This is a genomic window from Gimesia sp., assembly GCF_040219335.1.
In the GTDB taxonomy this organism is placed as follows: domain Bacteria; phylum Planctomycetota; class Planctomycetia; order Planctomycetales; family Planctomycetaceae; genus Gimesia.
The window spans coordinates 155,427-167,976 of sequence record NZ_JAVJSQ010000007.1 but is presented as its reverse complement, the minus strand read 5'-3'; the positions used below and the strand labels follow the sequence as shown (position 1 = coordinate 167,976).

The following is a 12,550-nucleotide window of genomic DNA, read 5'->3' as shown; positions in this document are numbered from 1 at the left end:
GGAATCAGCCAGTGAGAGTTTCAGGAAGATAGAACAGCGCCAGCAGCAGGACCAGACCGATGGAGGCGATGATCAGGGCATACAGGACATTGACCGTGCGATTGATTGAAGACCGTTCCCTGCCCGAAACGGCGACCTGGTTCAACCAGTATTTTTCCAGTTCATAGAGTTCGGGGAATTGTTTTTGAACGACTTCCGCAATGCGCTGGTACTCGCGTGGTGTATTCAGATCAAGATCGACCAGCTCTATGCTGGTGGACTCCCCATTACGAGTGCGGAGTCGTTCCGCCTCTTCCGGAGATGCGACCACCAGCTGAGTGAACTGATCGAAAAAATTTTCAAAGCAGGCATGGTGTTGTTGCAGACGTGCGAATTCGCCTTTGAGCCGGGCAACCTGTTGCAGGCGACTGACGGAAAAACCCAGTTCGGGAAATTCGTGGACATCCAGTTTCTCGAGCTGCGCCAGCAGTGATTGTGCATTGACCTGCCAGAAATTCCTGCGGATGGTCTCTAACTTTTTTCTTGCTCGCTGTTTGCGATCAAGAAAATTCAGATCCAGATCAGCGAGGAATGGGTGCTCCACCGAATGGGAATTCAGAAAGTGGTGCCGCCGTGCCAGAATTTCTTCGGTACAATCCAGGGGGTTCATCTGCAACAGTCGGCTGAGATAGTCCTGTTCGCTCTCGCGCGCTGTTGTCATGATTCGCGTTCCCGGCCTTCCTCTTCATCGTAGTGGAACCCCAGGGCTGCCAGGGAGGTTAACAGATTCTGACGTACGGAGTCGAAATATTCGCGATCGCCCGAAGACATCGCATGCTCGAACTGATCGATCATGGCTTCCAGATCTTCTCGCTGGTAAGGGCTGACTTCGCCGATGATCCGCTCCGCAAAGGAGAGGAGATGCTGGTTCCGCACATCGTCCCGCGGATAAAATTTGAGCGCCTGCAACTTCTTCACGGCCGACTTGATCTCTTTACTGGAGGAGAGCCGGGCGTGTTGAGTGAGTACGAGCGTCGATTTCTTACCGGTTTCCGGCACGAAGGCTTCGACCTCCAGAATACCGTTCAAGTCATACGTGAACCTTAGATGAACCGGTTTACCGGCCGGTCCGGGGGGAATCCCTTTGACCTCCAGTTTGCCCAGGAAGAGATTGTCTTCGACTTTTCGCGATTCCCCCTGGTAGACACCGACAGCAACCTGCCGCTGATTGGGTGAGACGGTAAATACTACTTCTTCGCGGGAGACCGGAATGGTGGTATTGCGATGAATCACAGGCAGGAAATAACCGTCCACTTTACGCTGGCCAAATTCCTTAATGACCTCCGTTCCCAGCGTGAAGGGACAGATGTCGGTCATCACCATGTCGTCGACGGCCTGCTCATCCTGGATCAACGCTGCCTGCACTGCAGCGCCGAGTGCCACAACTTCGTCCGGGTTATAAGAACAGAGCGGCTCGGTGTCGAAGAAGGAGCGCACAAACGAGCGGACGACCTCCATGCGCGTGGCACCGCCGACCAGGATCACGTCTGTGAATTCCTGCGGCGGAATCCGCGAATCCCGAACGGCCCGGGCGATGGGCCGCGAGAGACGTTTGATTAAAGGTTCGCTCAGTTTCTGGAACTGTTCCTGTGAAATCATAATGACCGGAGACTGCTCGGTAATTTCGCCCTGCACATCAGGGAAACGAATTCTGGCTTCCGAAGCTGTCGAGAAGGCATGTTTAGCAGCCTCGCATTCCTGCTTGAGTCGTGCGACGAGCAGGGGGGCTTTCATTTCAGCCACCTCCAGTTGCATTTTCTGTGTGCTGAGTGTCCAGGCCAGAATGCGATCGGTAAAGTCTTCGCCACCCAGCATGCTCTCGCCTGCAGTGGAGATGATTTCCAGAGTTCCTTCGAAGACTTCCATCGCGGTGACATCGAACGTGCCGCCGCCGAGGTCGATGACAATCAGTCGCTTGTCGGCTCCTCGATCGTGAAAACCATAGGTGAGTGCTGCCGCCGTCGGTTCATTGATGATACGTCTGACGTTCAGACCGGCCAGCTCTCCGGCCAGCTTGGTGGCATTCCGCTGATGATCGTTGAAATAAGCGGGAACCGTAATGATGGCATCCTCCACCGGGGTTCCCAGATAGGCTTCTGCATCCTGTTTAAGTGACTGCAGAACCAGACTCGACATCTCCGGCGCGGTGAAGGTATGCGTGCCGATTTTCACACTCTGTTCGGTCCCCATAAGTCGTTTGAAAACCCAGGCGCAGCGTTCCGGTTGTGTGACCCGCATCTCCTTGGCGGCAGCGCCCACGAGCACGCGATTGTCCTCCGAAACACTGATGACAGAAGGCGTCAGAAACGAGTTCAGGGCATTAGGGATGAGCCTGGGCTGACCATCTTCAAAGACGGCACACAGGGAGTTGGAGGTTCCCAGGTCGATACCAATCATATGTGTCATGGCAAAAGAATCTATCTCGATAGCGTGTTGGAATCTACACGCGGATGTTGGAAACAGGATCACTGATTAACAGATTGTAATCTTCCGTTCAGGCTCTTTCCATACTCAATTCGGGCAACTTAAGAGACGGGTTCAATCTTCTGTAAAGGGTTGGGTTAAATAGATTGAATGGACTGACACAACTCGAATGGTCGAGGTTCTACAAGCCTGGCAACAATCACGATTTATTCCAGCGTGAGCGTGCCCAGATCAACGGGTTCGTTGTTGCCGGACTGGTTCACAGGAGGGACGGTGAAGATGTGATTGATAAGATGACCAGGAAAGCCGGCTTTCTTCTGTTCGTAGCAGTGAGCACTTAAGGCGTAATTACCGGGCGGTACATCATCAATGCGGAAGGAACCGTCGGTAGCAATGCTGGCTTTGAAGTGGGGAGTTTCAGACAGCAGTTTTTCCTGATCTGCCGTGTATTGCTTATAAATCGCTTTCTCATCTGCATAGCGATTCGAAGCCTTCCAGTTTTTATACCAAGTCTGGTAATTCTGCGGATGCTTTTGCATTTCTTCGACAGCCAGCATCCCGGGAGGGGGATCGAGAAAACGATGTCCGTTAATCAGGGTGAATTGCCAGAGTACTTTCCCCTTGTGATTTGCGGAGGGAGCCAGTTTCCCGATCACAGGACGGCCAGTGCCACCCATGTTCTGTGCGACTGTTTTACCTGCTTTGAAATCCAGCGGCAGCAGAATCGACGAGATCGGATCGGAAACGCCATCATTTACCATGAAACTGATCTCACGACCAAGATAGCCTCTACCTGGCCAGACGCGCTCAAATAGAAACTTGCCATCGGAGCCGGTACTGGTGCGATGTTGAATGGTGATACTGGGGCCATCATCTCCATAGGGGAAATAATTGTAGCTCTGGATCTCCAAAGGTACTTTCGGTGCCGGTGACTTACCGATCTGGAACTGACCTTCGACCCGTGCCCAGGGAGTCAGTTTATGTGGATCAGGGAGTGGACCGGAGTCTGATTTATAATGCGCGAAACCGGTCGGATGTGTGATGATTAACTGGAATGGCCCATTTGGGGCGGGTGTGTGAAAGCGTCCTTGAGCATCAGTGCGGACAAATGTGGCATAAGTGGAGTTCTCGCGAATGTCCCCGTTTTGAATGCGGATAAAACTGTCTTTCACTCCCACGGCGACTTTGGATTCTTTAGCGGGTTGGTGATCCGGAGTCAAAACCGTTGCTGCAATATCCTGTGCGGGCTCAAGTTCGAAGTCCACCTTGACAGTGCCTTCATCGTTTTTCAGCTGACGCGAAACGGCCACTCGATAACCGAGAGCCGCCAACTTGATAAAATGAGCCGGTTCATCTCGGGTGATTCGCACCTGGTAGCTGCCGCCCTGTGCTTCGAAAGCATCAGTTGTATTCCAGATCACACGGGATTGAGGGTGTGAGTCACGAAAGCCGGTGGTTACTTGAAACTTTTTGATCGGCTCTTTCGTTTGGGAATCGATGACACGTCCTGAAGCAACCAGCGCTTGAGGAGGAGTAAATACATATTCCTTCTCACGAGCTATCAACGTCTGTCGGCTGAGGGACATTCCACCTGGTCGGTAGATGTCGGCCTGGAATTCATCGACGGGTGCCTCATCCCATTCCCAGACGCCGTTTTTATCCGTGTATTGATGGACGTAGCTAAATTCAAAAAAGACACCGAGCCACGAGCCGCGCCACTGCTGGAAGAAGATACGTGCCCTGGGAATTCCCTTCCCCTGTTCATCAACCACGCGGACCCGGATTTTTCGACCTGGTACCAGTTTAAAATCAACCGGATCCATGCCGGGTTTTACCCGAACTTCCTGCACTTCCGGCGCACGACCTTTGGCTGAGACGACGACCCTGGTCAGACGCGGCTCACAACCGGTGAGTACATAGATTCCATGTTCGTCCGTGGTGGCTTTTCGAATGTCATTCATAAATTTCGTTCTGACGAGGGCGCCGGAAATGGGGGCACCTTTTTCGTCGGTCACACTACCTGTGATATCAAGGCCCCGCTGTAATTCGACTTTCGCAGAGGGACCCCTGTTTTTCCTGACTTCGAATTGATCACGCGAGATGCGCTCTCTCCAGGGACTGAACTCCGGGTGATTGACGGAGAGAAAGACCTCTGATTCTGATTGAGGTACATAATGAAATTGCCAACGCCCTTTGGCATCGGTGGTGATTCTTGTGCCAACATATAATTCACTTGTATCACCGGGCCGTTTTTTAAATTTCACGCCGGGAGAAACCTGGGCACCTTCAATCGGCTTCCCGGCTTCGTCTACCACAATGCCTCCCACCGACCAGCCAGTCTCAAGGATCGCGGTAAACTTTTCAGGCATGGACTCAGGGCGCTCGCTGACGCTCCAACCGGCCCAGTAGGGGCCGAAGTCTGTTTTTTTAATACTGAGGTTGAATCGCTTCAGCTTCTGCGGAATTTTGAAGAACAGTTCCCCCTGTTCGTTGGTCTGTGCGAAAGGACCATAGGTCGCTTCGCGCAGAAACTTGCCGCGGATGATCTGTTTTGCTGCGGGTGAAGGATCGCTGCGAATTTCGACCGTCGCATGCGGCACTGGTTTACCGGTGGAGTCGACAACCGTCAGTTGAAACAGCCGTTCTGTGTCCTTGACTGCTCTTGTGTCCGTTTCCGGTTTCGTGTCTTGTGATTCAGTAACGGTCTTTTCAGGGGGTTGTTCCTGCTCTGCTGTTTGCGCCGTGGTGGAAGTCAGAAACAGAAACACCGGCAGGGCCAGCATCAGGACCAGCAGGGTACAGAACCCCCCGCGCGAGACGGGCAGCGGTTCGTGGAGCGGTTCTCCAAACAGGCGCGCCACGCGACGGCGGATTTCGGAAGGCGATTTGCCGGTAGCAGAGAGCGAGGTCAGCTGCGGTTCGGAAAGGCGGCTGCGATGCGCCAGTTCCGCGACCCGGAGCAGGGCCGTGGAATAGACGACGCGGGCTGTCTCGAGTGAACGGTGATCCTCGGCTTCAATCTGGCAGGTCATTTCGTCACAACAGTATTCCCGCAGGAGACTGATTCGCTGGCTGAGATACCAGAGGGCGGGATTGAAGAACAGGACGACCTCCGCCAGACGCTGCAGGAGATTGATCCAGAGATCATAACGTCTGATGTGAGCCAGTTCGTGGGCCAGAATCAGTTCCAGTTCACCGGCGGAGAGACTGCTCATGACGGATGCAGGCAGTAGAATGGTCGGACGCAGCAAACCTGTTACTTGCGGAACGACGATCTGTTCGGCACAGGTCAATATGGGGCGGACCTTCAGATTCCATTGTTCCGTCAGACGGGCAAGAAATTCCACACAGGGACCTGTCGAGACTGGTGTGGCTGCGGCACGCACACGGGCGATGCGTAAATGGCCGGCCAAAAGTCGCAGTAGCATCAGCACAACGCCCGCCAGATAGAATACAACGAGCCAGGGAGTCACTACTCTCCAGTCAAACGGAGTCGGTGTGTCAGGCAGTCGGCCTGTTGCCGGGGATGCCGTTGTGCGCTGATTCGGGGTATCGGCTATTTCTGCGACTGACGCCTGGGGCGGTACAGGCAGCGGTTCTGCTGGTAATTCCAGTTCCGGCCCAGCAGGGGGGACTGACTTGATTACAGCCGGAATGCCTGACTGGCTGACTTCAGCCTGATTGGCGTCCGTCACACGCACCCATTGAAAGTTGATCGGCAGTGAGAGGCAGGCAAGGACCAGTGCCGAAACATAAAGTGTATAACGCTGTTCCACGGCCAGCGATTTCCAGAGCCGGTCAATGCACCAGACCAGCAGGGCAACCAGGGTGATCTGCCAGAGGGAATGCAACAGTGACAGGCAGAGGCGGCTGCTTAATGTCGGATCGATCAGGGTGTGCCAGCTCATTCTTTCAGCTCCTTTGCCTTGCGTGTGATCAGCTTGCGGAGTTCGGCGAGTTCGTCGGAATCGAGCTCAGCCGTTTCGAGGAGATTCAGCACCAGATCGCTGGAGGAACCGTCAAACACGCGGCTCAGCAGATCTCCCATGATGCTGCCTGTGACGGTCTGCTTTTCCTGGGCCGGAGAGAACTGGAACGATTTACCGGCCTTCTCGCGTTTCACATAACCCTTGCGGTACATGATGTTTAGGATCGTGATCACAGAGCTGTGCGTCAAAGGACGGTCGGCACCAGTTTCAAGTTGATCCCTGACTTCCCGCACCGTCAGCGGCGAGGTAGACCAGAGGATCTTGAGAATTTCCAACTCGAGATCGGTCGGATGTTCGGAGACGGGACGTGCCATCATTCTGCTCCCTGCAGGCAGGTCGGGTAGACCTGGTGAGTGATTCAGGAATTAAATTTAATTCGTTAAAAGATGGTAACGGCGGCAGAGCAGCCCGTCAAGAACTGTTTTTAATTTATTAAAAGATGTCTGCTGGGTGGGTGCACAGGGAGTAACTGACTCACGCGCAAATGATATGTCAGAGCAGCAGGCATCCGATCGAAAACCAGGCAGGCCAAGTCATCCTGCTGATGAGGTCAACTGCCGTTGTGGTCGGCGTTCCCCTCCAGATAATCTTTCACGTAAAGTTCCTGAACGATGACTTTGACTGCTGCCAGGAAGGGAGAGGCGATGATGGCTCCCAGAAAACCGAACAGGACGCCCATAATGGCCTGGAACGAGATCAGCAGTGCCGGGGGGAGTGAGACCTGTTGCTTTTGAATCAGGGGGGTGATCACATAACTCTCCAGCAGCTGCAGTCCAATATAGGCAGGGATCACGAGTGCTGCTGTGGTGGTGCCTTGTGGGAGCGCCACCAGGATTGCCAGAATAAAGGAGATCGCGGCACCAATATTGGGGATGAACGTCAACAGTCCTGTGAGGAACCCCAGCGTACCCGCCATGGGAACGCCGATCAGCAGCAGGACCAGCCAGGCGCCCAGGCCGGTTACCAGCATCGAACCGAAGCGGCCGATCAGCCAGTGCCAGAGAGTGCCTCCCAGTTGGTTCATGACTTGCCGGATCCGCTCGCGACGCTCTGGAGCAAACAGAATGACTACGCCGTCTCGATAGGTCGCAGGGGCGGTCGCCAGAAAGAGACCCACAAACAGAATCAACACCGAATTCACTACAAGTCCAAATGTCGTACGGAACATCTGGCCGACAAAGGAGGCCGCCTGTTTCGCAGGCTGTGCCAGTGAATTCAGATCGGTCTGCTGTGATTTTTCGGATTTCTTTTGGGGGGAGTCGTTAGTCTGCTCAGGGGATTTCGAGTCTTCAGATGGACTGGAATCGTGTTTCTTCTTTTGTGAATCGGATGCAGGTAACAGTGACTGGGATAAATACGGGGTCGACTGAATCACGGATTTGACCGTCGTGTACTCTTCAGCCCATTTCTGAATTTTCTCTGTACCGCGTTCGATCTGTTGACTGGCCTCCTGCACCTGATGCTCGATCTGTACGAAGAATAAGGCAATGGTTCCTGCGGAAAGCAGAACCAGGGTCGTCACGAGTAATGCCAGACTTCCCTGGTAAGGGATCGGCAAGACCCGGCTCAGACTATTACTGGAAAAGGTCAGAAAGACAGCGAACAGGACTGCCAGGAATAGCGTTAAGATGATTTCCCAGGTGATGACCAGCGCAGCGGCTAAGACGACGACCACCACCAGAGTGGTGATCGTCCTGCTCAGCATCACTGCAGTTGATGAAGAAGCTTCGGGCTCTGTCATGAAATTGTCTATCAGGTACCACTGAAGGCTGGATTATCAACGACTTTCCATTCATCCCCTGAATTCCAGGGGCCGCTGGAATCTTCACCCAGATCACCGGATTCTGTCGAGTCGTTGAAGTACTTGTCAACCCACTGGGAATCGGGTTCCAGTTCGCCGATTTCCAGCGGTTGCTTATCCATACTTTCCAGTGCCTGACCGAAGGCCTTAAGGTGAGTGATTTCTCGGGTCATCAGGAACCGCAGGGCATCCTTGGATCCCGGATCGTCGGTATGATCGATGAGACGTTCATAGACGATCTTGGCCCGGGCTTCCGCCGCCATATTGGAACGCAGATCAACCTCGAGCTGACCGGTCACCGCAATATAGTCTGAAGTCCAGGAAGAACCCTGTGAGTTACTCAGCGACACACCACCGCCACCGACCACTGCAATTAGTGGGTCGTCCAGAGCGGCATCTCCCGCTTTTCGTAATGGTTTGAGGTGCATGCGGGCCAGCGCACCGATCACCTCCAGGTGGCTCAGTTCTTCGGTGCCGATATCCATCAACAGGTCTTTGCGGGCCGGGTCTTCGCAGTTCATACCCTGAATCGAGTATTGCATGGCTGCGGCCAGTTCGCCATTCGCACCGCCGAACTGTTCGAGCAGCATTTTCCCAAAGCGGGGGTCGGGATCTCCCACATCAACTTTATACATCAGTTTTTTAACATGATGATACATGCCTGGTCCTTTCGTAAATCGTGTCGATAACAGACTGATTACGGGGACAGCTTTGCAACCTACAGACTTGGGCGGGCCATCGCCGTCTGTCCCTCGAGTTCGAGATAATTCTAAGCAGAGATTCGCAAACTGCATGCCAAAGTGTACTGGAACAAGAGATTGTGACTCTGCCTCGACTTTCATTCATTCAGGTACAGTGACGATTAAAGAATCTTTGCAATTGTCATCTTAAAGCGGTGCCTGACCGCGCAGCATGAACGCTGGGGAGTCAGTTTGATCTCGGAAAACAGAAAACTCAGGGTTCTTCAGGAGTCTCTTTCAACTCTCGCGCCGAATCTACTGCATCGCTGGCGTCTTCCTGATCACCGCCATCCAGGTGCGGGCCTTCCTGGGTGACTGCGGCTTCAGATTCATGACTTAATTCCACCAGCAGGGGAAAATGGTCGGAACCGATAGAAGGCAGCGTAGTGAGTTTCACAATGCGAAAATCATCCGAATGAAACAGATAGTCCAGTGGATAACGCCAGATCGACGAGGTGGCGTCATATGTCGGATAGAGTCCGCGTCCTTTACGGGGATCGAGTAGACCGCTGACTTCCTGAAACAGGTTTGTCGTACGTGACCAGCCGACATCATTTAAATCACCCAGCACGATAGCGCTGGGGCTGTCGCGCACTTCGCGTCCGACCAGTACGAGTTCGGCGTCGCGTTTGGTTGTATCCTCACCCGGACGGGGTGGATTAGGATGTACGGCAAACAGGCGTACGAACTGTCCTGAGGGAAGTTTGACGCGGACATCAATCGAGGGGATCTCCTGCTTGATCATGGACCGGATACGGGCACTCTCCAGGGGAAGCCGGGAATACACGGCGATACCGTAGGTATTTTCGAGTGGATGCGTTAATCGCCAGCCATAGGATTTTTCGAGGGGTTTCAGGTCGCGAATCCAGCGCGCGTTGACTTCACACAGCACGACGATATGCGGTTGTTCCTGCTCGATCAGAGACAGCACCGCTTCGGCGTTCTGGTTTTCCTGATAGACGTTCGCCGTCATAATCCGCAGGCGGGTTTGCGGATCAGCAGACTCTGCCCACTCCACTTCATTTGGAGCGAACGGCAGATAGGGAAAGATCCAGAATAGTTGAATGCTGCTGGAGATAAACAGCAGGAATATCCCTGTTTTTGCGGTGGTTTTGCGGCAGAAGGGGACGAGTGCCAGCAGGAGGACGACATAAGCGACCAGCAGTTGAACGCGGGGAAAATCCCCGATGCGGACCCACCACCAGTCAACGGGAAGCAAGGGCAGCAACGCGGTCAACACCGCGACGCTGGCCAACAGGAGGACACACCGGTAAGCCCATTTACGAATGGGTGATTCCGTCGAGCTGCCAGAATGCTCTTCAGTTATTGTTTCGGTTGGGACCAATTCCTGATCTCCCTATTGCTGGAAGACAATCATGCGTACTCGGGGTTACGATGCAGCGGCTGCGCGTTCCCGGGTATTCACATTGACGTTCTCACTATGGTACAGCAATTCTGCCCCGACGACGTTTTCAAAAAACTCCGCTTCCAGTTTGACTTCGGGATCTTCGGAATGCAGCACGGAAATGTCTCCCGTTGTTTCAAAGACGACAGCCAGAACATGTTCATAGTTCAGGGCGTTGGCTGCGCGGAGTTTCCCATACACGTCCGTCCGGGTGACGTTTGCTTTGCGAAGATTTTCTTCCACCATGGTCCCGCCATGCATTAAGAGTAACGGCTGGTTATCGATGAGTCGGCTGAACCAGTGAAATTTCTTTCTCGAGATTGCCAGTAGCCATTGCCCGACAAACAGCGTTGCCAGTGCCGTCAGACTGATTACCAATGTGGGGTTCGCTGATGAGATCGTGGACGCAAAGATGGAACCGACGGCCAGAGTCATCGCAAAATCGCCCGCCGACATTTTTGAAAAGCTTCTCAAACCGGTAAAACGGGTATAGGCAATAATGACAGTATAAGTAATGAAACACGACAGCAGGACCATGGGAATTTCAGTCCATTGTGAGGTAATCCATTTTTCGAACATGGTTCTCGCTTTTCTGAGCTGAAACAGGGTGGAAATACAAAACGGATCTGTGACTCAGAGTAAGCAGATTGCGTGCCAAACTGATTTGACTGCGACTCAGGGTTCAGCTGGATTCACTGTTCATAGACATAGGAAATCCGTTCGTTCTTTGTCTTTCCTTTGACGGTCCAGTCCAGGTGCAGTGTCTCGTTTTCGAGGCGCAGTGTAGCCGTGTAGTGGTCTTCGCTGCAGACATGCGGCTCGATGGAATCCCAGCAATCGGCTGCGGTCTGTTGCAGATCAAACAGATACACCGGATTCGCATTTCCAAAACGCAAGTGCTCCAGCCGCAACTGTTTCTGTTCCGGATAGGCACACGAGCGATAGACATTTGTAAAACGCAGAGACTTTCCTTCCGGCGGTGACCAGTTTCCAGATTCGTGAAAGAGCAGCGTCTGGTCATGGATGGATTCAACTTCCACCGTGCCAACTCCCGTACCATTCCAGCCACTGCCGGAACCAAAGGATTGAGCCGTGAACGTCAACGTGGTGACAGCGGTCAGACGACCCCAGAGCGAGGCCAGGTCAAGATTCGCAGACATGGGATTGTGTATTCCTGTTTGAGTCAGTCTTTCTCACCATAGGTGACGTGGTAAGCCCAGTCAATCTGGTCCTGCTTGCCTGCCAGGCGGTAGAGTTGTTTTTCGATGGCGGGGCGGTTGGGCCAGCGCTGCATCCCCTGTGGACCAGATTCGCCCACCCGGCACTCAAGCCAGCTCACGCAATGGCCGCTGTTGGAGACCTGTAAACGAGCATAGACGGGTGCCAGTTGAAAGTCATCCAGAAAATCAGCCAGTCCAAAAATGAGTGCTTCCCGCTCTCCGAGCTTGAGCGCCTCGTGCGGGTAGACGTCGTCAAAGCAGAGGTGTTCCCATTCCGGATACAGCTCCCGCAGCACCTCGGGAATAAAATATCCCAGGGCTGAGACGAGATTTCCAGAAGCTGCGGAGTCGGGCAGAGCTTTTCCTGTATCTGTCAGGGGCAGCAGCTCTGCCAGGGCCTGCACAACCTTTGTTTCGGCCGTTGAGATCATACGCTCGTCGTCTGTGTTGAAGGGAAGATCTCCTGTTATGAATCGATCAGAAAGTCGGGGATTTGTTTGAGGTTATTGCGGAGAGCGTTGGACTCCGTCTCATCCAGTTCTGTCAGCATGGTTTTGGCTCGGACGATCACCCGGCGGAGGACCTCGCACTGCTCGGTGTGCAGCCGCCAGTACGACTCAGGCACAGAGAGTACCGCGCTCAGCAGATCACCGGCGTAAAAGTCTCCCTGAGCCAGCGGATCTTGATCAAGAGTTTCCAGTGCCAGTGGAACGAGGAAACACAGACTGATCTTCTGGTCGATTATGATCCGCAGATTTTCGGTGGTGAAGTCTTGCAAGGGGACGCGTCGTAACCACATGCAGGTTTTGACAAGACTGGTATTGGAGGCCTCCGGTTCTCCCCAGTCTTCGCCTTCAAGTTCCTGCAGGCTTTTGCGACGGTCGAAGTTAATTTTCATATCTGCCTGCTGATTTTCATGGAATCCACGCAAG

10 protein-coding genes and 1 pseudogene are annotated in these 12,550 nt (G+C 53.6%); all 11 read right to left on the bottom strand.

The features are described from left to right. Positions 1–4: 4 nt before the first annotated feature. A complete protein-coding gene (locus RID21_RS07880) occupies positions 5–700 on the bottom strand; it encodes a hypothetical protein (protein WP_350188104.1) in 696 nt (231 codons plus the stop codon). After that, complete coding sequence (locus RID21_RS07875) at positions 697–2,445, bottom strand: Hsp70 family protein (protein WP_350188103.1); 1,749 nt, start codon at positions 2,443–2,445, stop codon at positions 697–699. The genes RID21_RS07880 and RID21_RS07875 overlap by 4 nt, the downstream gene beginning before the upstream one ends. 224 nt (positions 2,446–2,669) lie before the next feature. After that, a complete protein-coding gene (locus RID21_RS07870) occupies positions 2,670–6,371 on the bottom strand; it encodes a carboxypeptidase regulatory-like domain-containing protein (protein ID WP_350188102.1) in 3,702 nt (1,233 codons plus the stop codon). Beyond that, the gene (locus tag RID21_RS07865; protein WP_350188101.1) at positions 6,368–6,766 is read right to left on the bottom strand and encodes a BlaI/MecI/CopY family transcriptional regulator; all 399 of its coding nucleotides are present in this window, start codon (positions 6,764–6,766) and stop codon (positions 6,368–6,370) included. Before RID21_RS07865 ends, RID21_RS07870 begins: the two co-directional genes overlap by 4 nt. A 236-nt stretch (positions 6,767–7,002) precedes the next feature. Next, positions 7,003–8,193 (bottom strand): AI-2E family transporter, encoded by a 1,191-nt coding sequence (locus RID21_RS07860; protein ID WP_350188100.1) that lies wholly within the window; start codon positions 8,191–8,193, stop codon positions 7,003–7,005. A gap of 14 nt (positions 8,194–8,207) precedes the next feature. Beyond that, positions 8,208–8,912: pseudogene (locus RID21_RS07855) on the bottom strand (manganese catalase family protein); the annotation flags it as partial. A 295-nt stretch (positions 8,913–9,207) separates the two neighbouring features. Continuing rightward, on the bottom strand, positions 9,208–10,338 hold the full coding sequence (locus RID21_RS07850) for an endonuclease/exonuclease/phosphatase family protein (RefSeq protein WP_350188098.1): 1,131 nt from the start codon (positions 10,336–10,338) through the stop codon (positions 9,208–9,210). A gap of 45 nt (positions 10,339–10,383) precedes the next feature. Beyond that, a complete protein-coding gene (locus tag RID21_RS07845) occupies positions 10,384–10,977 on the bottom strand; it encodes a DUF421 domain-containing protein (protein ID WP_350188097.1) in 594 nt (197 codons plus the stop codon). A 113-nt stretch (positions 10,978–11,090) separates the two neighbouring features. Beyond that, positions 11,091–11,558 (bottom strand): DUF6314 family protein, encoded by a 468-nt coding sequence (locus RID21_RS07840; protein WP_350188096.1) that lies wholly within the window; start codon positions 11,556–11,558, stop codon positions 11,091–11,093. A 23-nt stretch (positions 11,559–11,581) separates the two neighbouring features. Further along, the gene (locus tag RID21_RS07835) at positions 11,582–12,049 is read right to left on the bottom strand and encodes a hypothetical protein (RefSeq protein WP_350188095.1); all 468 of its coding nucleotides are present in this window, start codon (positions 12,047–12,049) and stop codon (positions 11,582–11,584) included. A 35-nt stretch (positions 12,050–12,084) separates the two neighbouring features. Further along, positions 12,085–12,516 (bottom strand): contact-dependent growth inhibition system immunity protein, encoded by a 432-nt coding sequence (locus RID21_RS07830; RefSeq protein WP_350188094.1) that lies wholly within the window; start codon positions 12,514–12,516, stop codon positions 12,085–12,087. Positions 12,517–12,550 lie beyond the last annotated feature (34 nt).

Excerpts from the sequence above, each read along its gene's own strand:
- RID21_RS07880 (WP_350188104.1), bottom strand. The coding sequence starts at position 700 with ATGACAACAGCGCGCGAGAGCGAACAGGACTATCTCAGCCGACTGTTG.
- RID21_RS07875 (WP_350188103.1), bottom strand. The coding sequence starts at position 2,445 with ATGACACATATGATTGGTATCGACCTGGGAACCTCCAACTCCCTGTGT.
- RID21_RS07870 (WP_350188102.1), bottom strand. The coding sequence starts at position 6,371 with ATGAGCTGGCACACCCTGATCGATCCGACATTAAGCAGCCGCCTCTGC.
- RID21_RS07865 (WP_350188101.1), bottom strand. The coding sequence starts at position 6,766 with ATGGCACGTCCCGTCTCCGAACATCCGACCGATCTCGAGTTGGAAATT.
- RID21_RS07860 (WP_350188100.1), bottom strand. The coding sequence starts at position 8,193 with ATGACAGAGCCCGAAGCTTCTTCATCAACTGCAGTGATGCTGAGCAGG.
- RID21_RS07845 (WP_350188097.1), bottom strand. The coding sequence starts at position 10,977 with ATGTTCGAAAAATGGATTACCTCACAATGGACTGAAATTCCCATGGTC.
- RID21_RS07840 (WP_350188096.1), bottom strand. The coding sequence starts at position 11,558 with ATGTCTGCGAATCTTGACCTGGCCTCGCTCTGGGGTCGTCTGACCGCT.
- RID21_RS07835 (WP_350188095.1), bottom strand. The coding sequence starts at position 12,049 with ATGATCTCAACGGCCGAAACAAAGGTTGTGCAGGCCCTGGCAGAGCTG.
- RID21_RS07830 (WP_350188094.1), bottom strand. The coding sequence starts at position 12,516 with ATGAAAATTAACTTCGACCGTCGCAAAAGCCTGCAGGAACTTGAAGGC.